Below are 23,054 nucleotides of genomic sequence, written 5' to 3'. Positions count from 1 at the left end.
GCCCGTAATACTCCAGAGTGAGTCCAGGGCAAGCCCGTGGTCTGACGACTCGTGTGGTCTGCGCCACTACCGTCGAAGCGTGACTGTGATCGCGACCGAAAGCCTGAGCAAGCGGTTCCCGAGGGTGACCGCGCTTGACCGGCTCTCCATGGATATCGGGCCCGGTGTGACCGGACTCGTCGGGTCCAATGGAGCCGGCAAGTCCACACTGATCAAGATCCTGCTGGGTCTGTCCCCCGCCACGGAGGGCCGCGCCGCCGTGCTCGGCCTCGACGTCGCCACCAGCGGCGGCCAGATCCGCGAGCGCGTGGGGTACATGCCCGAGCACGACTGCCTGCCACCCGACGTCTCGGCCACCGAGTTCGTCGTCCACATGGCGCGCATGTCCGGACTCCCGCCCACAGCGGCCCGCGAGCGCACCGCGGACACCCTGCGACACGTCGGGCTCTACGAGGAGCGGTACCGCCCCATCGGCGGCTATTCGACAGGCATGAAGCAGCGCGTGAAGCTCGCCCAGGCCCTCGTCCACGACCCCCAGCTGGTCTTCCTGGACGAGCCGACGAACGGCCTGGACCCCGTCGGCCGCGACGAGATGCTCGGCCTGATCCGGCGCGTCCACACCGACTTCGGCATCTCCGTCCTCGTCACCTCACACCTCCTGGGCGAGCTGGAGCGCACCTGTGACCACGTCGTCGTCATCGACGGCGGCAAGCTCCTGCGGTCCAGCTCCACCACGGACTTCACCCAGACCACCACGACCCTGGCCGTCGAGGTCACCGACACCGACGAACACCCCGACGGCACGCGCGTGTTGCGCGACGCGCTGCGCGGGCGCGGCATCGAGACGGAGACCGGCGGCGAACTGCCCGGCGCGGGCCACACGATCCTGCTCACCGCCGAGGGCGAGGAGACATACGACCTCGTGCGCGACCTTGTCGCCGACCTCGGCCTCGGCCTGATCAGGATGGAGCAGCGCAGGCACCACATCGCCGAGGTCTTCAAGGACCAGGACGAGGACCGGCCGGCGCCCGTCCCCGAGCGCGCCGCCGCGTGGGCCGCCACCGCACAGCAGACAGGAGGCGGACGCGATGAGCGCTGAGTCCACCCAGATCCACAACATCGGGTACAGGAATTACGACGGCCCGCGCCTCGGCCGTGCCTATGCCCGCCGCTCGCTCTTCTCCCAGAGCCTGCGCGGCGCGTACGGCCTCGGGCGCTCCGCCAAGTCCAAGGTCCTGCCGATGATCCTCTTCGCGGTGATGTGCGTGCCCGCCGCGATCATGGTGGCGGTCGCCGTGGCCACCAAGGCCAAGGACCTCCCCGTCGACTACACGCGCTACGCGATCTTCCTGCAAGCCGTCATCAGCCTGTTCCTGGCCGCCCAGGCCCCGCAGACCGTCTCCCGAGACCTGCGTTTCAAGACCGTGCCGCTCTATTTCTCCCGGCCCATCGAGCGCGGTGACTACGTCCTCGCGAAGCTCGCCGCGATGTCCTCCGCCCTCTTCGTCCTGACGGCCGCGCCGCTGCTGGTGCTCTACGTAGGAGCCCTGCTCGCCAAGCTCAACTTCGCGGACCAGACGAAGGGCTTCGCCCAGGGCCTGGTCTCCGTGGCCCTGCTCTCCCTCTTCTTCTCCGGCATCGCCCTGGTGATCTCGGCGATCACACCCCGCCGCGGCTTCGGCATCGCCGCCGTCATCGCCGTCATGACCATCACGTACGGCGCGGTGTCCACGGTCCAGGCCATCGCCTACGAACAGGGCAGCACCGAAGCCATCGCCTGGCTCGGCCTCTTCTCGCCGATCACGCTCATCGACGGAGTGCAGACCGCCTTCCTCGGCGCGACGTCCGCTTTCCCCGGCGGGGAGGGCCCCTCGTCCGGCGTCGGCGTCGTCTACGTACTCGTCGTCCTCGGCCTCATCGCGGGCTGCTACGGCGCGATGATGCGCCGCTACCGAAAGGTCGGCCTCTGATGACCACGATCAACATCGACCACACGTCCCGCTGGTTCGGCAACGTCGTGGCCGTCAACGACATCACCATGAACATCGGCCCGGGAGTCACGGGGCTCCTCGGTCCGAACGGCGCGGGCAAGTCCACGCTCATCAACATGATGGGCGGATTCCTCGCCCCCTCCACGGGCAGCGTCACGCTCGACGGCAAGCCGATCTGGCGCAACGAACAGATCTACAAGGACATCGGCATCGTCCCCGAGCGCGAGGCGATGTACGACTTCCTCACCGGACGTGAATTCGTCGTCGCCAATGCCGAGTTGCACGGCCTGGACGAGCGGGCCGCCAAGAAGGCCCTCGCCACGGTCGAGATGGAGTACGCGCAGGACCGGAAGATCTCCACGTACAGCAAGGGCATGCGCCAGCGCGTGAAGATGGCCTCCGCCCTGGTCCACGACCCGTCGGTGCTCCTGCTCGACGAGCCGTTCAACGGCATGGACCCGCGCCAGCGCATGCAGCTGATGGAGCTTCTGCGGACCATGGGCGCCCAGGGCCGCACGGTTCTCTTCTCGTCCCACATCCTCGAAGAGGTCGAGCAGCTGGCCTCGCACATCGAGGTCATCGTCGCAGGACGGCACGCCGCGAGCGGGGACTTCCGCAAGATCCGCCGCCTGATGACCGACCGGCCCCACCGCTATCTGATCCGCTCCAGCGACGACCGCGCCCTGGCCGCCGCGCTGATCGCCGACCCGTCGACGGCCGGAATCGAAGTCGACCTCAAGGAGGGCGCGTTGCGCATTCAGGCGGTCGACTTCGGCCGGTTCACCACGCTGCTGCCCCGGGTCGCCCGTGAGCACGGCATCCGGCTGCTGACGGTCTCGCCCTCGGACGAGTCCCTCGAGTCGGTCTTCTCCTACCTCGTCGCGGCCTGAAGGGAGCATCATGTACGACCCCACAGTCGCCCGGCTCACCTACCGGGCCCTGCTCGGCCGCCGCCGGGCCCTCATCCTCTTCGCCCTGCCCGTCCTGCTGATCGTCATGGCCGGTGCCGTACGCGGCTTCAACGGCGCCGACGACCAAGTGGCCGTCGACATCCTCGGCGGCTTCGCGCTCGCCACGATGGTGCCGATCATCGGCGTCATCGCGGGCACGGGCGCCATCGGCCCGGAGATCGACGACGGCTCGGTCGTCTATCTCCTCTCCAAGCCGGTGAAGCGGCCCACGATCATCTTCACCAAGCTGATCGTCGCCATCGCCGTCACCATGGCCTTCTCCGCGATCCCCACCTTCATCGCGGGGATGATCCTCAACGGCAACGGCCAGCAGATCGCCATCGCGTACACGATCGCGGCCCTGGTCGCCTCCATCACGTACGCCGCGATATTCCTGCTCCTCGGCACGATCACCCGGCATGCCGTGGTCTTCGGGCTCGTCTACGCCCTGGTGTGGGAGGCCCTCTTCGGGTCGCTCGTCGCGGGGGCGCGCACGCTCAGCGTCCAGCAGTGGTCCCTCGCCGTGGCCCAGAAGGTCGGCGACGGCGACCTGATCACCTCGGACGTCGGTCTGCCGACGGCGACGATCCTGCTGGTCGCCGTCACGCTGGTCACGACCTGGTACGCGGGACAGAAGCTCCGCTCCCTGAAGCTGGCCGGGGAGGAGTAGCCGGTCAGGGCGGACGGTCAGGGAAGCAATCGCTCCAGGACCACCGCGATGCCGTCCGCCTCGTTCGACGTGGTCACCTCGTCCGCGATCGCCTTGAGTTCCTCGTGTGCGTTGGCCATGGCCACGCCGTGTGCCGCCCAGCCGAACATGGGGATGTCGTTCGGCATGTCGCCGAAGGCGATCGTGTCCACGGCCTTCGCGCCCAGGCGGCGGGCCGCCAGGGAGAGGCCCGTGGCCTTGGAGAGGCCGAGCGGGAGCAGTTCTACGACGCCCTCGCCCGCCATGGTCACGCCGACCAGATCGCCCGCCACCCGGCGCGCCACGTCCGTCAGCGCGTCGTCGCCGAGGCCGGGGTGCTGGATGTACACCTTGTTCAGCGGGGCGGCCCACAGGTCGGACACGTCCGTGAACGGGACGGTCGGCAGCGGCCCGTCCTGGACCGCATACCCGGGGCCGACCAGGATCTCGCCGTCGAGCCCGTCACGGCTCGCGGCCAGCGCGAGCGGGCCGATCTCCGCCTCGATCTTCGCCAGCGCAAGACCCGCGAGCTGCCGGTCGAGCGTCACCGAGGTGAGCAGCCGGTGCTCCCCCGCGTGGTAGACCTGCGCGCCCTGCCCGCAGACGGCTATCCCGTCGTAACCGAGGTCGTCGAGGATGTGCCGTGTCCACGGCACGGCACGGCCGGTGACGATGATGTGCGCGGCGCCCGCCGCGGTGGCCGCGGTGAGCGCGTCGCGCGTACGTCCCGAGACCGTGTCGTCGGGGCGCAGCAGCGTCCCGTCGAGGTCGGTCGCGACCAGCTTGTAAGGAAAGGACGGCGTGACCGGAGCTGGGTGGCTCACTTGGCGATGGGCTCCAGAATCTCTCGTCCCCCGAGGTAGGGACGCAGCACCTCGGGCACCCACACGGAGCCGTCGGCCTGCTGGTGGTTCTCCAGGAGCGCCACGATCGTGCGCGGGACGGCGCACAGCGTGCCGTTCAGCGTCGCGAGCGGCTGCATGACCTTCTTGCCGTCGCGGTTGTCGCGCATCCGGATCGACAGGCGGCGGGCCTGGAAGCCGTCGCAGTTCGAGGCGGAGGTCAGCTCGCGGTACTTGCCCTGGGTGGGGATCCACGCCTCGCAGTCGAACTTGCGCGAGGCCGAGGCACCGAGGTCACCGGTCGCCACGTCGATCACCTGGAAGGGCAGGCCGAGGCCGGTCAGCCACTGCTTCTCCCACTCCAGGAGGCGCTTGTGCTCGTTCTCCGCGTCGGCCGGGTCGACGTACGAGAACATCTCGACCTTGTCGAACTGGTGCACGCGGAAGATGCCGCGGGTGTCCTTGCCGTACGTGCCTGCCTCGCGGCGGAAGCAGGGCGAGAAGCCCGCGTACCGCAGGGGCAGCTTGTCGGCGTCGATGATCTCGTCCATGTGGTAACCGGCGAGCGCGACCTCGGAGGTGCCGACCAGGTAGTAGTCGTCCTTCTCCAGGTGGTACACGTTCTCCGCGGCCTGGCCGAGGAAGCCCGTGCCCTCCATGGCGCGCGGCCGGACCAGGGCGGGCGTCAGCATCGGGATGAACCCGGCCTCCGTCGCCTGGGCGATCGCCGCGTTCACCAGGGCCAGTTCGAGGAGCGCGCCGACGCCGGTCAGGTAGTAGAAGCGCGAGCCCGAGACCTTCGCGCCGCGCTCGACGTCGATGGCGCCGAGCATCTCGCCCAGCTCCAGGTGGTCCTTGGGCTCGAAGCCCTCGGCCGCGAAGTCGCGCGGGGTGCCGATCGTGTCGAGGACGACGAAGTCCTCCTCGCCGCCGACCGGGACGTCGGGGTGGACGATGTTCCCGAGCTGCTGGAGGAGGCGCTTGGCCTCCTCGTCGGCCTCGTCCTGCTCGGCGTCGGCCGCCTTGACCGCGGCGGACAGCTCGCCCGCCTTCTTCAGGAGGTCCTGCTTCTCCTCGGGCGACGCCTTCGGGATCAGCTTGCCGAGCGCCTTCTGTTCGGAGCGCAGCTCGTCGAAGCGGGCGCCGGACGACCTGCGCCGCTCATCGGCGGAGAGCAGGGCGTCGACGAGCGCGACGTCCTCTCCACGGGCGCGCTGGGAGGCGCGAACACGGTCGGGGTCCTCACGGAGCAGGCGAAGGTCAATCACCCCTCAAGGCTACCGTCGAGCGGTTCCGGCCTACGACTCGTATTCCATTGAGTACGTTATGACCGTTTTGCCGGAATGAATTCAAGGGGCTGGGGCGAAGATCGAAGAAGGCTCGCGCGGCTGGAAAAGTCCGCTCACGTTCACGGTGACGCCCGGTCAATAAATGGGGCGCCCCTCCCCGAAATGGGGCAGAGTGTGCGCATGACCTTGACTCGAACCCCTTGCGGGGAGCGGGACTTGAGGGCTTCGTCCACGTCGGTTGTCCACAGGAATGGGCACTTCCGAAAAGTTATCCACAGGGTGTGCGAAAGATCTGTGGATGCCGGAAGTAGTCGTTCCGAAAGCCGCGAGACATGCGAAGGATTCCCTTCCCAAACCATCCCGTCACCCACTTTCGAGTGGAAATGGTTCGCTCCAAAGAGTTGATCATTGGAAAAGGGTGGACGAGGGGTGACGTGCGGGACTGTGGACGGAGTTGGGGGCTGTGGGCCGATTTGTCGACCATGTCACGCTTCGTTGTCGACTTGTCCCCAGGTCGAGATGCGGGCCTGTGGATAACTTCTGTGGACAACGTAAATCTGCAGGTAGGAATGGCGCCCGGAGGGTCTCCCAGGGCGCCTGATGGCCATCAGTGGCTAGAAACGGCCGTCCTGGCAGCGCGCCAACCAGTCCGAGGCCGCCGCGAACTCGCCGTCCGACGTGCCGGGCCGCAGCTCCCGTACCTCGTCCAGGGCCACCCCCGCGCGCGGATACGAGCCGAGGAAGCGCACCTGCGGGCAGATCCGCTTGAGCCCCATCAGGGCCTCGCCGACCCGGCGGTCCGTGATGTGGCCCTCGGCATCGACCGAGAAGCAGTAGTTGCCGATGCCCTGGCCGGTCGGGCGCGATTCGATCCGCATGAGGTTGACGCCGCGTACGGCGAACTCCTGGAGCAGTTCGAGCAGGGCGCCGGGGTGGTCGTCGCCCAGCCAGATGACGACGGAGGTCTTGTCGGCGCCGGTCGGCGCGGCCGGGCGGGCCGGGCGGCCCACCAGGACGAAGCGGGTCGCGGCGTTCGCCGCGTCGTGGATCTCGGAGACCAGCGGTTCGAGGCCGTAGGTGGCCGCCGCGAACTCGCCCGCGAAGGCGGCGTCGAAGCGGCCTTCCTGGACCAGGCGCGCGCCGTCGGCGTTCGACGCCGCCGACTCCCACACGGCGTCCGGGAGGTGGGCGGCCAGCCAGTTGCGCACCTGGGGCTGGGCCACGGGGTGACCGGTCACCGTCTTGATGTCCTTCAGCTTCGTGCCGGGGCGCACGAGCAGTGCGAAGGTGATCGGCAGGACCACCTCGCGGTAGATCATCAGCGGCTCGCCCTTGGCGAGTTCGTCGACGGTGGTGGTGACACCGCCCTCGACCGAGTTCTCGATCGGCACGAGCGCCGCCGCCGCCTGGCCGCTGCGGACCGCGTCCAGCGCGGCCGGTACGGACACCATCGGGACCAGTTCACGGGCGGCCGCTTCGGGCAGCGTGCGGAGGGCGGCCTCGGTGAAGGTGCCTTCGGGGCCGAGATAGGTGTAGCGCGTCGCCGACATACCGTCACCCTAATGGGGCCGAGGAGGCATGGCCGTCGCGTCTCACAGAGCGGCACCCGCCTCTCCCGCCCCCCGGGACTGCCCCCCGCGAAGACCGCACCCCGGGGGCCTGCCCCGGGTGACTATCCCTCCAGCAGCCGCTGCCCCACGTACTCGCCCTTGGCCGCCCCGCCCGGCACCGCGTAGAGCCCGCTCGCCTCGTGGCGGATGAACTCCGAGAGCGCGTCGCCCCGGTCGAGCTTGCGCTGCACCGGTACGAAGCCGCGCATCGGGTCCGCCTGCCAGCAGACGAAGAGCAGCCCCGCGTCCGGCTCGCCGTGCGCGTCGAAGCCGTCGTGGTACGAGAACGGCCTGCGCAGCATCGCGGCGCCGCCGTTCTGGTCGGGCCGTGTGATGCGGGCGTGCGCGTTGACGGGGATCACGACCTTGCCGTCCGCCCCCGTCTCCTCCAGCTTCGGCTCGGTCGTCTCCGTGCCGCCGGTCAGTGGCGAGCCGTCCGACTTGTGCCGCCCGATCACCGCTTCCTGCGCCTTCAGACCGAGCTTCTCCCAGTCGTCGAGGAGCATCCGGATGCGGCGTACGACGGCGTAGGAACCGCCCGCCATCCACGCCGGGTCACCGTCGGCGGGCACGAAGATCCGCTCGTCGAAGTCCTTCTCCGACGGTTTCGGATTGTTCGTCCCGTCGATCTGGCCCATGAGGTTGCGGGTCGTCATCGGGCGGGCCGTGGCGCCCGGCGAACGGTTGAAGCCGTTCATCTGCCAGCGCACGCGCGCGGTCCCGGCCGCCTCCTTCTGGAGGGCGCGCAACGCGTGGAAGGCGACGAGCGGGTCGTTCGCACCGATCTGCACCCACAGGTCGCCGTTGCTGCGCGCCTTGTCGAGGCGGTCCGAGGAGAAGTCGGGCAGCGGTTCCAGCGCGCTCGGTCGCTGCTTCTCCAGGCCCGTGCGGGAGAAGAAGGAGGCACCGAAGCCGAAGGTGACGGAGAGCGAGGAGGGGCCCGCGTCGCGGGCGACCGCCGTGTCGTCCCCACCGACCGGCTCGCCCGCCATCAGCCGCGCGGCCGTCGCCGACCAGCGGCGCAGCAGGGCGGCCGCCTCCTTGCGGCTCGTACCCGCCGTCAGGTCGAAGGCGAGCAGATGGCCGCGGGACTGCATGGGCGTGGTGATGCCGGGCTGATGTTTCCCGTGAAACATCACCTCGCCCGTGCCGAGGGAGGCCAGGGCGTCCTTCGCCGAGCCGGACGCGCCGGACGGGTCGGACGCACCCGACGAGGACGCCGCGGCGTACCCGGCCGCACCGCCCGCCGCCCCCAGCGCGAGGCCGGTCGCGCCGGCGGTGCCGAGCAGCCGCCGCCTGGAAATCCCGTGGTCCGTCATGCTCGTTCAGCCGATCTGCGTGTTCTTGTTCACGGTCACTTGGTCGATGTCGGAGGTCCGTACCGTGACCGCGATCTTCCAGTTTCCGGCCATCGGGATCTGCACCCCGCTCGCCGTCCAGTGTCCGGTGGCGATGTGGTCCGGGGCGACGGGCAGCGGGCCCAGGTCCTTTGCCTTGAGGGTGAAGGAGACCTTCACCTCGGGGACGTCGAAGGCGCTGCCGTTGGGCCGCTTGACGTACACGTGCAGGTCGTTGCTGCCGGTGCGCCCCGGGTCCAGCTCGATGCGCACGGTGCCCTTGCCGTCCTGGCCGCCCGTGTCGAAGGGCACCTTGAGGGCGAGCGGACCCGAGCGCTGGGCGGCCGCCGCGGCGGAGGTGGCCCTGGCGGCCTCCTCCTCGGTGCGGCCCGGCTCGGTGGTCGTCAGGGCCGTCGTGACGGCGAGCAGGACGACGGCGATGCCCGCCTCGGTGAGCACCGAGCGGCGCAGCCCGGAGCGGTGCGGGTCGGCGTCGCGGATGCGCTTCTCGCGCGCGGTGGCCATGGCGGCCCGCTGGCGCGCGAGCTGCGCGGAGCGCTCGGTGTCGTCCGCGCCCCCGGAGGGAGCCGGCACGGTGACCGGCTTCCTGACGCCCGCGGGCTTGTTCGCCGCCTTCTTCTCGGCGTTCGCCGATGTCTTCTCCGCGTTCGCCGACGCCTTCCCGGCGTTCGCCGACGTCTTCTCCGCGCGCTGCTCGACGATCACGGCGGCGGTCTCCGCAGGGGCCTCGCCCGCCCCGGAGGCGATACGGCCGGTCCAGCGCCGCGAGATGGAGGCGACGCCCACCAGGACGACGACCAGGCCGATCTTGACGAGGAGCAGCTGCCCGTACGACGTACCGGTCAGCGCCGACCACGAACCGACCTGCCGCCACGACTGGTAGAGCCCCGTCGCGGCCAGGACGACGACGCTCGCGAACGCCACCCGCGAGAAGCGCCGTACGGCCACCGCTTCTACTGAAGAGGTGCGGTACAGCGCGACGACCAGCGCGGCGAGGCCGCCCAGCCAGGCGGCGACGGCCAGCAGGTGCAGCACGTCGACGGGCATGGCGATGCCCGCCTGGATGCCGGTCGAGGCGTGCTCGGCCATCGCCCAGGTCGCCGCGATGCCGATGGCGACGACCGTGCCGCCGATGGCGAGCCCGAAGGTGAGGTCCTTCTTCTCCTTCGGGTCCTCGCGCTTGTCGTACGCCCCGAAGAGCACCGCGATGAACAGCGCGGCCGCGGCGAGCAGCAGCAGCCGGGAGACCAGGGCCGCGCCCGTCTTGGTGTTGAGGACGTCGCCGAGCTTGCCCATGTCGAGGGCGTCGGCGAGCTTCCCGGAGCCGGTGTAGGGGGCGCGCAGCATGAGCAGGGCGAGCGTGGATCCGGTGAGCGTGACCCAGCCGTACGTCACCAGCCGCTGCACGGGCCGCACCCCCGCGCCGCGCGGCCAGCAGCCGAGTACGAAGGCGCCGCCGCCGACGACCAGGATGAAGCCGGCGTAGGACAGGTAGCGCGCGATGTCGTAGAGCACGCCGACGAGGCCGCCGCCCGCCTCCTGGGCGGGCAGGACGGCCTTCGTGTCGGAGGGCGCGCCGATGGAGAAGGTGAAGGCGCCGGCGATCGGGTGGCTGTCGGCGGAGACCACCTGGTAGGCGACGGTGAAGGTGCCGTCGGGCAGGCTCTTGCGGAGTTTCACGCCGTACGTGTTGGCGCCCAGGTCGGTGGTCCTGTTGGTGTCGGCCCGCTTCCCGGCCGGGTCGAGGACCCGTACCGAGCCGTCCGACATGGCGACCTTCTCCGAGAAGGTGAGCTTCACCTGGGCGGGGGCCTTGTCGACCACCGCTCCCTGCTTCGGGTCGCTGCCGGTCAGCGCGGCGTGCGCGGAGGCCGGCGCGGCGCCGCCGAGAAAGGCGGCGCTCGCGGCGACGAGCACGAGGAGAAGCCGCCAGAGGCGGGGAGCGATGGTCTGCATCAACGGTCCATCCCTCAGTGCGACGAGTGCGACGAGTGCGAAGAGGCCGACGAGTGCGACGTCTGCGGCGTGTGCGAGGCGTCCGAGGTGTGCGAGGCGTCGTGGCCCTTCTTCGGGCTGTACGTCGCCTCCTTGACCGGCACCTCGATGGTGATCGGGTCCGCCGTCCGGAAGTGCAGCGTCACGGCGACCTTCTCGCCCCGCTTCGGCTTGCGCTTGAGCTTTTCGAGCATCAGGTGGTTGCCGCCGCTCGCGAGTTCGAGCTTGCCGCCCGCGGGCACGTCGAAGGACTTCTGCTCCTTCATCACGCCCCCCTTCGAGCTGTGCAGCGTGACGGATCCCGCGATGTCGCTGGTGGCGGAGGTGAGCTTGTCGGCGCCGCCCCTGTTGGTGACGGTGAAGAAGCCCGCCGCCATGTCGTCCATGGTGGGTTCGGGGATGTAGGCCCCGCCGACCTTGAGGTCGGGCTTCTGAGCGGTCTTCTCGGCGTCGGGCCCCGAGTCGTCGCCGCAGCCCGCCAGGGTGAGCGCGGCGGCCAGCGCGAGGGCCCCGCCTACGAGCGCGCGGTGGCGGGTGGCGGTGCGGTGGGTCACGGGGTCTCTCCCTTGACGAGCTTGGGGAGGTCCTTGGTGTAGTCGGCGGCGGTGGCGTCCTCGCCGTACATGACGTATCCGCCGTCGGTCTTCGGCGAGAAGGCCATGACCTGCTTGCCGTGCATCGAGACGATCTTGCCGTTCTTGTCCTTCTTGGGCGGCACGACGGTGATGCCCATCTGGCGGGCCCCGGCCTGGATGGTCGCGAAGTCGCCGGTCAGGCCGGTGAAGTCGGCGTCCACGCCCTTGAGCCACTTGCCCAGTTCACCGGGGGTGTCGCGCTTGGGGTCGGTGGTGACGAAGACGACCTTCAGCTTGTCCTGGTCGGCCTTGGGCAGTTCCTTCTTGGCGACCGCGATGTTGTTCATCGTCAGCGGGCAGACGTCGGGGCAGTGCGTGTAGCCGAAGTAGATCAGTGTCGGCTTGCCCTTGGTCTCCTCGCGCAGGTCGTACTTCTTGCCGCGGGTGTCGGTCAGGACGAGGTCCGGCTTCTCGAACGCCTTGTCGAGGACGGTCGCCGCCTTGCCCGAGTCGGTCTCCACGGAGACGTCGGCGACGGGCTTCTTCTCGTCACCGCCGCCGCAGGCGGTCAGGGTGAGTGCGGCCGCGGCCAGCAGGGCAGCGGCGGCGAGCTTCTTGTGCGTGCTCCTCGTGCTCCTCGTGCTCCGCGGGCTCTGCGTGCTCCGCGGGCTCTGCGTGCTCTGCGTGCTGTTCATGCTCTTCGTGCGCATAGGAAAATGTCCCAGATGTGAGGGGGCCGGGGTGCACCGGGGCGGGCGTTTCGCCGCCTCGGCGCACCCCGAGGAATGGCTCCGGCGACGGCTCAGCCGGTGACGCGGCGGCGCGTGGCGACGACGCCGAACGCGACGCCCGCGGCGCCCACGACGATGCCGACGATGCCGAGGACACGGGCGGTGGTGTCACTGCTGTCGGAGGAGTCCGCGGCGGCGCTCTCGGCCTTGGCGTGCGACTTCGCGTCCGACTTCGCGTCGTCGGACGCGGCGCCGCCGCCGTGGTGGTCGTCGGAGGCGGCGGTCAGCTGGAGGGTGGGCGCCGGGTGCTCCGGCTCCTCCTGGCCCTTCTGCTGCGGCTCGATCCAGCGGACGACTTCCTTGTTGTCGTACGTCTGGATCGCCTTGAAGACGAGTGCGTCGGCGTCCGTCGGCAGCTGGCCCATGGAGACCGGGAACTTCTGGAAGGTGCCGGGCTGGATGCCCTTGCCGTCGGCGGTCCAGGTGACCTTGGTGACGGCCTCGTCGATCTTCTTGCCGTGGATCTCGAGCGGCTTGTCGAGCTTGGACTTGGTGACCTTCGCGGTCCAGCCGGGGACGGGCTGCGTCATCACGGAGGCGAGGGGGTGGTCGCCGGGGAAGGAGACCTCGAGCTTGTTGGTCGCGGCGTCGTCCATCTCGTTCGGCACCTTGAAGTTGACCGTCGCGTATCCGCCCTTGGCGGCCGCGCCTTCCGGCGAGACGCTGACGTGCGCGAACGCGGGCGCGGAGAGGACGAGAACGGCGGAGGCGGCGACGGTGCCGACGGCGGCGATACGGGACATCTTCATGAAGGAACACTCCACTTTTGGCTGGGGCGAGCAGTGCGCGGCGAGCGGTACGCGCGAGCGGCGTGCGGTGCACAAGGCGTGCGCACACGATGCGGCGTGCGCTGCACGAGACGTGCGGTGCACGATGCGATACGCGTGGCGCGGTGCTCCGTACTCACCGCTCACTACTCAGTACGAGGGGGAGGCGCGCGGTCTGGTTGGCGGACACGCGCGCGTGCGTGCCGAGCGACCCCTCCGTACGGCTGGTGGAGTGCGTCGCGTCAGGCAGCGAGTCCGACGTGGGGGGCGCGGAGCGGCGGGCCGCGCCGGATCACCGCGTCCTCCAGCGCCACGGTGCGCGGCCTCGGCGGCGCGGGCAGCGCGGCGCGCGGAACCCGGGGCCCTGTGGTCTCGGGCGCCCCGGGCAGACCGGCCCGCAGAGCGCGTACGAGCGTGAGGGCCGAGCGCAACGAACGTACGAGCGCCCCTTCGGCGACCCCCTGCGCCCCGTGCGCGAGCCGGACGAGCCGGAGCAGGGCGAGGTCCCCGCAGCGCAGCAGCCACCCCGCGGCGAGGGCCGCGAGGAGGTGGGCGACGAGCATGGGGAGGGAGGGCATGAGGCCCATCAGCCCCATGGCGCCCATCGGGCCCGCAGATTCCGTGGCACCCGTTGTGGAGAGGGAATCCAGCGCGGAGTCCGCAGCGGCGACGGACTGACCGTGGTGGTGCGCGGCCGGGTGGTCCGCGCCCCCGCCGGGGCCGAGCCCGGCCGTGGCGAGGATGCGATGGGCCTGGGCGGGAGTGATCGTCGCGGCGCCCGCCCCGCAGACCAGGCGCGCGGCCCGCTCCACCAGGGACGCGTCGGCGCTCACCTGGGCGGCGGCCGTCGTGCCGTGCTGGCCGAGGCCGAACAGGGCGTGCAGCCCGAGCTGGCCCACCGCGAGGAGTGCGGCGATGCCGGGCAGCGAACGCGCCCGCCCGGCGAGCGGCAGCGCGACCGCGAGGACGGCGAGGAAGCCCGCGCCGAGGGTCCACAGCGGGACGGCGACGCAGGAAGCGAGCACATGGCCCCCGGCGGACAGCACGACGCAGACCGCGGCGAACACCGCGGCCCTGAGCAGCCGGAGATCGACTCCGTCACGCGGCTGGCGCTGGTGGGGGGCAGTCATGGCGGGGTCATCATCGCACTGGGCCCGCCCGGCGCGTGCGGCAGGTCCGGAAGGTCCGGTTCCAGAGGAGGGGGACTGCGCCGGAGGAGGGGGACTGCGCCGGAGGGGGCGACCGTGCGCCCTACACGAGCCGCGCGGGCCGCGCGTCCGCCGTATGGGCGGCTTCACGCGGCCCGCGTGCTTATCCGCGCGCGCTTGCGGCAATACGTATCGGTATGTCGAGCCGCAGCCAGGAGGCTGGAGCATGAGCATCTGGTGGTCCCTCCATTTGCGGCGCGAAGCTGCGAGCGTTCCGCTCGCCCGCCGCCTGTTGATCGGCACCATGGAGACAGCGGGCGTGGATCCCGACGTCTCCTTCGACTTGTCGGTCGCTCTCAGCGAAGCCTGTGCCAACGCCGTGGAGCACGGGGGCGCGAGCGCTCCCGGCGGGACCGCCGGCGCGTATCGGGTGACGGCCTATCTGGACGGCGAGAAGTGCCGCATCGAGGTGGCCGACTCGGGGCCCGGCTTCCCCGGCGCCTCGCGCGGCTGCCCGGCGCCGGCGCCCCGGCCGGCCGCCGCGGAGAGTGACGAGCACGGCCGCGGCCTGTGCCTGATCAGGGAGCTGGCCGACCACGTCCACCTCGGCAACAAGCCGGGCCGGGGCGGAGCGGTGATCAGCTTCGACCGGAAGCTGAAGTGGCGTGAGGGCGCGCCGCTCATGACGGCCTGACGCGTTCGCGCGTCAGTGCGATCGGCGGGATCGCGTGCGGGGCCCGGTCCGCCGGAGCCGTCCGGAGCAGCCGCTCTTCGCGCCGCGCGTGGTGAGCGGCAGCAGGCGCACGCCCTCAAAGGCGCCGCGTGTTCAGGTCCCCGCATCCGCGTCTTCAGGCCCCCGGACCCGCGCTCGCATCGGCCGGCGGCAACGCCCGCAGCAGCGCCTCCACCGCCGCCCCGTAGGTGTGCTCCGACGGCGTGGAGTACCCGACGACGAGGCCGTCCGCCTCAGGACCCGTGGCCCGCGGATGGCGGAACGCGGCGAGGCCGTCCAGGGCGATCCCCTGCCAGGCAGCCGCCTTGGCCGCGGAGGCCTCCGTCCCCGGCGGCAGCCGCAGCACCGCGTGCAGCCCGGCCGCGACACCGGTGGCCGTGATGTGCGGGGCGTGCTCGGCGAGGGCGGACACCAGCCGGTCGCGGCGGCGCCGATAGCGCTGACGCATCCGGCGGATGTGGCGGTCGTACTGCCCGGAGGCGATGAAGTCGGCGAGCGTGAGCTGGTCGAGTACGCCCGCCCACGCCTCCCGCTCCCCCTTCGCCGCGAGCACGCTGTCGACGAGGTGTTCCGGCAGCACCATCCAGCCGAGGCGCACCGCGGGGGACAGGCTCTTGCTGACCGAGCCGAGGTAGACGACCCGTTCGGGGTCCAGGCCTTGCAGTGCGCCGACGGGCTCGCGGTCGTAGCGGAACTCCCCGTCGTAGTCGTCCTCCAGGACCAGCCCGCCGCTCGTGCGGGCCCAGTCGACCACCGCCGCCCGCCGGGCCGGGTGCAGCGGCCCGCCGGTCGGGAACTGGTGTGCGGGCGTGAGCAGTACACCTCGTATGCCCTGACCGCCGGTCAGTTCCTCGACCCGGGCGCCCTGTTCGTCCAGCTCCAGCGGAACCGTCCGAACGCCTGTGCTCTCCAGGATCCCGCGGTGGAAGCCCAGGCCGTACGACTCCACGGCGAGCGGGCCGCGCAGCGCCGCGCCGCCCGCGCCGTGGGACCCCCCGTACAGCAGCCGCAGTGCGTGCGCGAAGCCGGAGCAGACGACGAGCCGATCGGGGTCGGCGCGTACCCCGCGGGCCCGCCGCAGATAGTCGGTGAGCGCCTGCCGCAGCTCGACGCGGCCGCGCGGGTCACCGGGCCCGAAGGCGTCGCCCGGCGCGGAGTTGACGGCGCGCCGGGCCGCCGCGAGCCAGGCCGTGCGGGGAAAGGAGGCGGGGTCGGGCCGACCCTGGCGGAGGTCGTGGGCGGGAGCGGCGGGCCGCGCGGGGGCGGGCTTCGGTGTGCGTGCGGGTGAGGGCGGCGCCGCCCGCTCAGCGACCCGCGTCCCCGACCCCTGCCGGGCGGTCAGCCACCCCTCGGCGACCAGCTCGGCATAGGCGTCGGCGACCGTGTTGCGGGCGAGGCCGAGGTCCGCGGCGAGCGAGCGGTAGGGCGGCAGCCGGGTGCCGGGGGCGAGCCTTCCGTCGCGTACGGCGTCCCGCAGGGCCCGGATGAGGACGGCGCGGCGGCTGCCCGCGCCCGACAGCTCCAGATGCAGGTCACTGCCGATGCGCTCCGCGGAATTGACCCATGGTTCAGCCATGGGAATGCACCTTAACCGAGGTCTTTCACGCGCCTAGATTCACAGCCATGACGACTGACACGCACACGAAGCAGACGCAGCACGCGAAGCAGACGGCCGCGACCGTCCCCGTCCAGGAGACCCCCCGCCTCAACTTCGCCAAGGCCGCCCCCAAGGCCTTCAAGGCCCTCATCGGGTTCGACGCAGCCGCCCGCGACGGCCTCGACCCGGCCCTGGTCGAGCTGATCCAGATCCGTGCCTCGCTCCTCAACGGCTGTGCCTACTGCCTCCACATGCACACCTCGGACGCCCGCAAGGCGGGCGAGGACGAGGCCCGTCTGCACATGATCGGCGTGTGGCGCGAGGCCAGGAACTTCTTCACCGAGAAGGAGCAGGCGGCCCTCGCCCTGACCGAGGCGGTCACGCTGGTCGCCCAGGGCGGCGTGCCCGACGACGTCTACGCCCGTGCCGCCGAGCACTTCGACGAGGCGGAGCTGGCCCGCGTCCTCGCCCTGGTCTTCACCATCAACACGTGGAACCGCATCGCCCTGAGCACGGCCAAGGTCGCGGGCGAGGACGAGCGGGAGTCGGCTCACTGAAGGCCGCTCAGCTCCCGGACGGCGTCGCTCAGCCCTTGAGCTGCGCCATCCACGCCTCGACCTCGTCCGAGCGCCGCGGCAGCGAGTCCGAGAGGTTCCTGTTGCCGTCCTCCGTCACGAGGATGTCGTCCTCGATCCGGACGCCGATGCCGCGGTACTCCTCGGGCACGGTCAGGTCGTCCGCCTGGAAGTACAGGCCGGGCTCGACGGTCAGGCACATGCCGGGCTCCAGCGTGCCGTCGACGTACGTCTCCTGACGCGCGGCGGCGCAGTCGTGGACGTCCATGCCGAGCATGTGACCGGTGCCGTGCAGCGTCCAGCGGCGCTGGAGCCCCAGCTCGAGGACGCGCTCGACGGGACCCTCGACGAGGCCCCACTCCACCAGCTTCTCGGCGAGCACGCGCTGCGAGGCGTCGTGGAAGTCGCGGTACTTGGCACCGGGCTTCACGGCCGCGATGCCGGCCTCCTGGGCCTCGTACACGGCGTCGTAGATCTTCTTCTGCAACGCGTTGAAGCGGCCGTTGATCGGCAGGGTGCGGGTGATGTCGGCGGTGTAGTACGTGTGCGTCTCCACGCCCGCGTCGAGCAGGAGCAGCTCTCCGGAGCGCACGGGGCCGTCGTTGCGCACCCAGTGCAGGGTGGTGGCGTGCGGGCCCGCGGCGCAGATGGAGCCGTAGCCGATGTCGTTGCCCTCGACGCGGGCGCGCAGGAAGAACGTGCCTTCGATGTAGCGCTCGCTCGTCGCCTCGGCCTTGTCGAGGATCTTCACGACGTCCTCGAAGCCGCGCGCGGTCGAGTCGCACGCCTTCTGGAGCTCGCCGATCTCGAACTCGTCCTTGACCAGACGGGCCTCGGAGAGGAAGACGCGCAGCTCCTCGTCGCGCTCGGCGGTGACCTTGTCGGTCAGCGCGGCCTCGATGCCGGCGTCGTAACCGCGGACGACACGCACGGGCCCGGTGGCCTCGCGCAGCGCCTCGGCCAGCTCTCGCACGTCGGCGGCGGGGATGCCGTACAGCTTCTCGGCCTCGGTGAGGGAGTGGCGACGGCCGACCCACAGCTCGCCCTGGCCGTCCAGCCAGAACTCGCCGTTCTCACGGTTGGAGCGCGGCAGCAGGTAGATCGTCGCGTCGTGGCCGCTCTTGGTGGGCTCCAGGACCAGGACGCCGTCCTCGGTCTGGTTGCCGGTGAGGTAGGCGTACTCGACGGAGGCCCGGAAGGCGTACTCGGTGTCGTTCGAGCGGGTCTTGAGGTTGCCCGCGGGGATGACCAGGCGCTCGCCCGGGAAGCGCGCGGAGAGCGCGGCGCGGCGTGCCGCGGTGTTCGCGGCCTGCGGGATCGGCTCCAGCTCGTGCAGCTCCGTGTCGGCCCAGCCGGACTTCATACTCTCGGCAAGCTCGTCGGAAACGCCCGGGTACAGGCCGTTCTTGCGCTGCTTGATCGGCTCTTCTTCGGTCTCTTCCGAAGTCTCCGGGTTGAGAGCGTCCGACACGGTCTGCCTCCTAGGTACGACACTGGGCCACCCTCCATCGTACGGGCGTACGGAAGGGGGCACAGGGCCCTTGGACCGCTTACAGCGCGTACCCGTGGCCTCACGCGAAAACGTCGGCCACGCGCGCGTGGGGAGGCATCGGCGCCCTCACTCGAAGCGGGCCGCCAGAAGCACCACGTCCTCGTCGCTGTCCACCGTGTCGAGCCCGTCCGGCAGGACGGTCCGCAGGACGTGGTCGGCGATCGCCCCGGGGTCGCCCCTGATGGTCTTGGGTACGCTCGCCGCCGCCGCGTGCAGGCGCGCGAACGCCCGGTCCATCGGGTCCCCGGTGCGGTGCAGCAGGCCGTCCGTATAGAGAAGCACCGTTTCTCCGGGCTCCGGGGAGATCTCCACGCTCGGCGCCTCCCAGCAGGCGAGCATCCCGAGCGGCGCGGACAGGGACGTCTCGACGAACTCCGTGCGCCGCTCGCCGACGATGAGCGGCGGGCTGTGTCCTGCCCCGGCGAGCACGATCTTGCGCAGGGCGGGCTCGCAGTAGGCGAAGAGGGCCGTGGCGGACCGCGCGGGTTCGGTGAGCCGCAGCAGCAGCTCCAGATCGGAGAGTACGGCGACGGGGTCCTCGCCCTCCATCACGGCGTACGCCCGCAAGGAGGCCCGCAGCCGACCCATCGCGGCCACCGCGCTGGGCCCCGATCCGGTGACGGATCCGACCGCGAGGCCGAGGGCGGCGTCCGGCAGCGGCAGCGCGTCGTGCCAGTCGCCTCCGCCGCGCGGCCCGGTGCGCTGCCGTGCGGCGAGCTGCACCCCGGCGACCCGCGGCAGCCGCGAGGGCATGAGTTCCTCGCGGAGGGTCGCGGCCGTCGTGCGGGCGCGGTCCAGTTCGAGCAGCCGTGCGAGGTGTTCGGTGGCGTAGGCCGCGTAGAGCCCGGCGAGGTGGCGTCTGCGCTCGGTCGGCTCGGCGGGCTCGTCGTACAGCCAGACGGCGGCGCCGACGCGGCCCGCCCCGTCGCTGGCCAGGGGCAGGGCGTAGCTCGCGGCGTAGCCGATGCGGGTGGCGACCTCGCGGTGGCGCGGGTCGAGGCCGTCGTCGGCGAGCAGGTCGGGCCGGACGATCTCGGTGCCGGGTCCCGGGGCGCCGACCGCCGGCGCGTCGAGGATCTGGCCGTACGACGTGGCGCCGCGCGGCACGGTCTCAAGGTGTCCCAGTTCCGCACGGGTGAGCCCCAGGCCGGTCGTGCTGTCGGGGCCGAGCCCGTCGGAGGGCTCGAGGACGGCGAGCCCTCGCCGGGCGCCGACGAGGGCGGCACCGGCGCGCAGCAGCTCCCGCAGGGCCTCGTCGACGGTCTCCGTGCGGGCGAGCCGCTCGGTGAGTTCGTGCAGCGTGGTGAGGTCGGAGACCCAGCCCGCGAGGCGGTCCTGGAGCACGGCGCCGGGGGCGCCGGGGACGCAGGAGCCCGCGGATGCGGGCGGGGCGGGCGCGGTGGGCGCGACAGTGTGGGCTGGTGGCGGAACAGTGGAATCGATTCCGGCCACTTTCGGAAGGTGCGGGGCGTTCATGGCTGACGGCTTTCCGGCCGGTGCGTAATGCTCAATAGCATCGCAAACCCCCATGTCATTATGCGCCGCTAGCAATGTCTCCAGATGTACACGCCCTGGTGAGGGGATGTCCAGCATTGTCCTGCTGGGATTCCTGGTGTCCGTGTGCATTCCGAGCACTATTAGCGATCTTGATAAGTTGGCCTAAAACCGTGCAGGGTTAGGGCATATTGCGGTCGACTGACGTTGTTCGGTAGAGCGTTGCAGTGGTCGTCCTGGGTACGTACTCAGTGATGACCAGGGGCAGTTGGGGCCCGCCCGGAACCTCGCGGAGGACCCGGGCGTCCTACCTCACGACGACCGTGCCCCATCCTCCCGTGGGGGAGGCGGCAAGCAATAACGCGGGACGGCAAACGCCAGGCGCCGCCACCCCACGCCACGTCAACGCTCGGTTCAGAGTGGTTCCCCATGCCGCAGGCTGGGGTCGGATGTGCCAGCTCGTACGTACAGCGAAGTGATCCACACCTGGGTGAAGAGATCCACGCATGGTGTGATGTGGCCCGCAGTCTCCCCGGCGTCAAACGCCGGCGTGCAACGGAAAGGAACGAGCGCTCATGCGCGAGATCCTCGGAAGGCGACGCAGGCTCCTGTCCTGGCGAATGGGGAGGAAGCCCGGCCGGAGTACCGGACAGCTCGGCGCGGCCCTGACCTTCGCGACCGAGTGGCGGTGGCCCGTACTGCCAGGAGTCGGCCTCGACCGGCGCGACGGCAGCCGGTGCGCCTGCCCGGACCCCGACTGCGTGGTGCCCGGCGCGCACCCCCTCGACCCCGGACTCCTCGCGGCGACCACTGACGAGCGGATGATCCGCTGGTGGTGGGGCAACCGCCCGGGCGCCCCCGTGGTGCTCGCCACCGGAGGCCGCGCCCCGTGCGCCGTCAGCCTGCCCGTCGACGCGGGCGGGCGCGCGCTGGCCGCACTCGACGAGGCGGGCATCAGGCTCGGCCCCGTGGTCGCCACCGGAAGCCGCTTCTACGTGCTCGTCGCCCCGTACTCCCTGGCCCAGTTGGGCGAGCTTCTCTATGCCAAGGACTACGTCCCCGGCTCGCTCCGCTTCCACGGAGAGGGCGGTTATCTCGCGCTGCCCCCCTCCGGGACGGGCGAGGGTCCTGTCCGCTGGGAGCGTGCCCCGCTGCCCGGCTCGGCGGCCCCCTGGGTGCCCGACGTCGAGGCGGTCGTGGACGCCGTCGTCGACGCTCTCACTCGTACGGGTGTGAGCGCACCCGAGTTGTAGGGGAAATGGGCGCGCGGCGAACGGGCCGCGTGCCAACTGTCGTTATGTTCGGCCCATGCAACCCCGCCTGATCGTGCTTCTGGGCGTCGTGGCCGCCACGGTAGTTCTGCCGCTCGCCGGCGCATCCGCGGGGCCGGTCGGCGACGGTGACGCGAAGTCGCCCCTGCCCGCCCCCGCGGGCGCCCCTTCGAACAGTTCTCCGGACGCGCGGTCCGGCTCGGGCGCGAAGCCGCAGACGGAGACGGGGACGGACGCGGTATCCCGGTGCGGTCCGGAACTCTCCTCCCCCGAGGGCATCGAAGCCCAGACCTGTGTCCTCACACAGGGCCGCGAGACCTGGGCCCGTACCTATTACCGCAACGCCACCGGCGAGGACCTGAAGGGCGTACTGACCCAGATGGGGCCGCGAGGGCGCACCGTACAGATGCACTGCGCGGTGGACGCGGGGGACGAGCCGGGAGTGTGCGAGACGCCGCGCGAGCGGTCGGCGGGCGAGGCGGCCGCGTACTCGGCGGTGGCGGAGTTCGCGGCGCGGGAGTCGGACGGACTGCTGCTGCGCTCGGGGAGCAACTCAGCGCCCACACACGGCAGTTGAGCCCTGAACCGGGCCCGGACATGGAAGGGCCCGGTTGCTGGCGACGGGGGATGCACCAGCAACCGGGCTATCTGAACGGTAACAAGAGATCGGCTCACGGCAAATTCGATCTCAGTTATCCGGACAGGGATTTACCTGCGGGTACGGGGAGTTGTGACAGGAGTCACGCATCCCTTCCGACTGACTGGTGGGTCAGCCGTTCGTGGCTCGATCGCCTCAGCTGAGCGTGACCTGGCGGTTGGTGAGGCCACCGCGCGCCCGGCGCTCGTCCGCGGTCAGCGGGGCGTCCGAGGCGAGCGCCGCCGCGAGCCGCTCGGCGAACTCGGCCGCGGGCTTCTCGACGTCGTCGGCGCCGACACCGCTCGGCAGGTCCCACACCGGCACGATCACACCGTGGGCCCGGAAGGAGCCGACGAGGCGGGTGCCCTCGCCGAGGCTCGACGTGCCGGCCGCGTGCAGCCGGGCCAGCGCGTCGAGCAGCTGCTCCTCGGGATGCGGCATGACCCATCGCAGGTGGTTCTTCTCCGGCGTCTCGCACCAGTACGCGGCGTCCACGCCGGTGAGCTTCACGGTCGGGACGGCGGCGGCGTTCGCCCGCTCCAGGGAGGCGGAGACCTCCGGGGTCGCGTTCTCCGAGTCCGGCACCCAGAACTCGAAGCCGGCGTGCACCTCCGGCTCGAACGGCGCCTCGGGGGCGAGCAGATCCTGGAGGCGCGGCCCGTCCGCGGGGGCGCGGCGGCCCTGTACCGGCGTGCCGGGCTCGGCCTCCAGAGCGCGGCGCAGGGTGTCGGCCAGGTCGCGGCTGATGTCGCCGGACGAGGTGTCGTTCTGGAGCCCGAGCAGGACCGAGCCGTCGTCGCGGCGCAGCGCGGGCCATGCCATCGGCAGCACGGTCGCCAGCGTGACCGAGGGGACGCCCTCGGGCAGCCCGTCCTTGAGCGTCAACTCGACGGTGGCGGCGGGCACCAGCTCGCGCAGCGCGACCCAGTCGCACTCGCCGGGCAGCCCCTCGAAGGGGCGCTGCACCAGCTCGGCCACCGCGTGCGACGCGGCCCGGCCGTGACAGGCCTTGTAGCGGCGGCCCGAGCCGCAGGGGCAGGGTTCGCGGGCGCCGACGGCCGGATAGTTCTCGTCGGCTCCGCCCTTGAGCTGCGGCTGCTGCTTGCCCTTGGTCTGGGGGCGCTTCTTGGCCATCTTGGGTGTCTCCCGGCTGCGGCTCTCGTGCTCACTTGCGTACGGGCGCGAGCCTAG

The 23,054-nt window shown here is 71.2% G+C and carries 21 protein-coding genes; 8 read left to right on the top strand and 13 right to left on the bottom strand.

The window, feature by feature from the left end:
• Window positions 1-85: 85 nt before the first annotated feature.
• From CP975_RS17290 to CP975_RS17275, 4 genes are read left to right on the top strand one after another with little or no spacing between them, the layout of a single operon-like run.
• Window positions 86-1,099 (top strand): ABC transporter ATP-binding protein, encoded by a 1,014-nt coding sequence (locus CP975_RS17290; protein WP_055527099.1) that lies wholly within the window; start codon window positions 86-88, stop codon window positions 1,097-1,099.
• Window positions 1,089-1,970, top strand: a complete 882-nt coding sequence (locus CP975_RS17285; protein WP_055527100.1) for an ABC transporter permease — start codon at window positions 1,089-1,091, stop codon at window positions 1,968-1,970. The genes CP975_RS17290 and CP975_RS17285 overlap by 11 nt, the downstream gene beginning before the upstream one ends.
• Window positions 1,970-2,881 (top strand): ABC transporter ATP-binding protein, encoded by a 912-nt coding sequence (locus CP975_RS17280; protein WP_030780219.1) that lies wholly within the window; start codon window positions 1,970-1,972, stop codon window positions 2,879-2,881. The genes CP975_RS17285 and CP975_RS17280 overlap by 1 nt, the downstream gene beginning before the upstream one ends.
• Before the next feature lie 10 nt (window positions 2,882-2,891).
• Entirely contained in the window at window positions 2,892-3,611 is a 720-nt protein-coding gene (locus tag CP975_RS17275) for an ABC transporter permease (RefSeq protein ID WP_055527101.1), read from the top strand.
• Window positions 3,612-3,628: 17 nt separating this feature from the next.
• Here CP975_RS17275 and CP975_RS17270 read toward each other — a convergent pair whose 3' ends face one another.
• The 9 genes from CP975_RS17270 to CP975_RS17230 all read right to left on the bottom strand — a co-directional run bounded on the left by CP975_RS17270 (window position 3,629) and on the right by CP975_RS17230 (window position 13,986).
• Window positions 3,629-4,453 carry an HAD family hydrolase gene (locus CP975_RS17270; RefSeq protein ID WP_055527103.1) on the bottom strand — a complete coding sequence of 275 codons (825 nt, stop codon included), beginning with the start codon at window positions 4,451-4,453 and terminating at the stop codon, window positions 3,629-3,631.
• Complete coding sequence (serS, locus tag CP975_RS17265) at window positions 4,450-5,739, bottom strand: serine--tRNA ligase (protein WP_055527104.1); 1,290 nt, start codon at window positions 5,737-5,739, stop codon at window positions 4,450-4,452. Before serS ends, CP975_RS17270 begins: the two co-directional genes overlap by 4 nt.
• A 635-nt stretch (window positions 5,740-6,374) precedes the next feature.
• Window positions 6,375-7,310, bottom strand: coding sequence for a prephenate dehydratase (gene pheA / locus CP975_RS17260; RefSeq protein WP_055527106.1), 936 nt, complete (start codon window positions 7,308-7,310; stop codon window positions 6,375-6,377).
• A gap of 122 nt (window positions 7,311-7,432) precedes the next feature.
• Window positions 7,433-8,689: an iron uptake transporter deferrochelatase/peroxidase subunit gene (gene efeB / locus CP975_RS17255; RefSeq protein WP_055532367.1), complete on the bottom strand. Its 1,257-nt coding sequence runs from the start codon at window positions 8,687-8,689 to the stop codon at window positions 7,433-7,435.
• A 6-nt stretch (window positions 8,690-8,695) separates the two neighbouring features.
• The gene (locus tag CP975_RS17250) at window positions 8,696-10,684 is read right to left on the bottom strand and encodes a copper resistance protein CopC (protein WP_055532369.1); all 1,989 of its coding nucleotides are present in this window, start codon (window positions 10,682-10,684) and stop codon (window positions 8,696-8,698) included.
• Window positions 10,685-10,698: 14 nt separating this feature from the next.
• A complete protein-coding gene (locus tag CP975_RS17245) occupies window positions 10,699-11,277 on the bottom strand; it encodes a copper chaperone PCu(A)C (RefSeq protein WP_055532371.1) in 579 nt (192 codons plus the stop codon).
• Entirely contained in the window at window positions 11,274-11,993 is a 720-nt protein-coding gene (locus tag CP975_RS17240) for an SCO family protein (RefSeq protein ID WP_150477082.1), read from the bottom strand. The genes CP975_RS17245 and CP975_RS17240 overlap by 4 nt, the downstream gene beginning before the upstream one ends.
• 107 nt (window positions 11,994-12,100) lie before the next feature.
• The gene (locus CP975_RS17235; protein WP_055532373.1) at window positions 12,101-12,838 is read right to left on the bottom strand and encodes a YcnI family copper-binding membrane protein; all 738 of its coding nucleotides are present in this window, start codon (window positions 12,836-12,838) and stop codon (window positions 12,101-12,103) included.
• Between the two features lie 260 nt (window positions 12,839-13,098).
• Window positions 13,099-13,986 (bottom strand): hypothetical protein, encoded by an 888-nt coding sequence (locus CP975_RS17230; RefSeq protein ID WP_055532375.1) that lies wholly within the window; start codon window positions 13,984-13,986, stop codon window positions 13,099-13,101.
• A 244-nt stretch (window positions 13,987-14,230) separates the two neighbouring features.
• On the opposite strand from CP975_RS17230, the gene CP975_RS17225 reads away from it, so the two are divergent.
• The gene (locus CP975_RS17225) at window positions 14,231-14,698 is read left to right on the top strand and encodes an ATP-binding protein (RefSeq protein WP_055532377.1); all 468 of its coding nucleotides are present in this window, start codon (window positions 14,231-14,233) and stop codon (window positions 14,696-14,698) included.
• A gap of 154 nt (window positions 14,699-14,852) precedes the next feature.
• Here CP975_RS17225 and pdxR read toward each other — a convergent pair whose 3' ends face one another.
• Window positions 14,853-16,313 (bottom strand): MocR-like pyridoxine biosynthesis transcription factor PdxR, encoded by a 1,461-nt coding sequence (gene pdxR / locus CP975_RS17220; RefSeq protein WP_055532379.1) that lies wholly within the window; start codon window positions 16,311-16,313, stop codon window positions 14,853-14,855.
• A 47-nt stretch (window positions 16,314-16,360) separates the two neighbouring features.
• Between pdxR and CP975_RS17215 the strand changes: the two genes are divergently transcribed.
• Window positions 16,361-16,891 (top strand): carboxymuconolactone decarboxylase family protein, encoded by a 531-nt coding sequence (locus CP975_RS17215; protein ID WP_055532381.1) that lies wholly within the window; start codon window positions 16,361-16,363, stop codon window positions 16,889-16,891.
• A 28-nt stretch (window positions 16,892-16,919) separates the two neighbouring features.
• On the opposite strand, the gene CP975_RS17210 is transcribed toward CP975_RS17215, so the two are convergent.
• Both CP975_RS17210 and CP975_RS17205 read right to left on the bottom strand, forming a co-directional pair.
• The gene (locus tag CP975_RS17210; protein ID WP_055532383.1) at window positions 16,920-18,380 is read right to left on the bottom strand and encodes an aminopeptidase P family protein; all 1,461 of its coding nucleotides are present in this window, start codon (window positions 18,378-18,380) and stop codon (window positions 16,920-16,922) included.
• A gap of 147 nt (window positions 18,381-18,527) precedes the next feature.
• Window positions 18,528-20,054: a PP2C family protein-serine/threonine phosphatase gene (locus tag CP975_RS17205; RefSeq protein ID WP_150477081.1), complete on the bottom strand. Its 1,527-nt coding sequence runs from the start codon at window positions 20,052-20,054 to the stop codon at window positions 18,528-18,530.
• A 476-nt stretch (window positions 20,055-20,530) separates the two neighbouring features.
• On the opposite strand from CP975_RS17205, the gene CP975_RS17200 reads away from it, so the two are divergent.
• Both CP975_RS17200 and CP975_RS17195 read left to right on the top strand, forming a co-directional pair.
• Window positions 20,531-21,208: a bifunctional DNA primase/polymerase gene (locus CP975_RS17200; protein ID WP_055532385.1), complete on the top strand. Its 678-nt coding sequence runs from the start codon at window positions 20,531-20,533 to the stop codon at window positions 21,206-21,208.
• A gap of 55 nt (window positions 21,209-21,263) precedes the next feature.
• Complete coding sequence (locus tag CP975_RS17195; protein ID WP_055532387.1) at window positions 21,264-21,803, top strand: hypothetical protein; 540 nt, start codon at window positions 21,264-21,266, stop codon at window positions 21,801-21,803.
• A 216-nt stretch (window positions 21,804-22,019) separates the two neighbouring features.
• Here the strand turns inward: CP975_RS17195 and CP975_RS17190 are convergent, their stop codons facing one another.
• Window positions 22,020-22,997, bottom strand: a complete 978-nt coding sequence (locus CP975_RS17190; protein ID WP_055532389.1) for a DUF5926 family protein — start codon at window positions 22,995-22,997, stop codon at window positions 22,020-22,022.
• Window positions 22,998-23,054: the final 57 nt, after the last annotated feature.

Origin of the sequence: Streptomyces alboniger (assembly GCF_008704395.1) — a bacterium.
Lineage (GTDB): Bacteria > Actinomycetota > Actinomycetes > Streptomycetales > Streptomycetaceae > Streptomyces > Streptomyces alboniger.
Note: the sequence above shows the minus strand (reverse complement) of the source record. Positions and strands in the feature narration are given on the sequence as shown.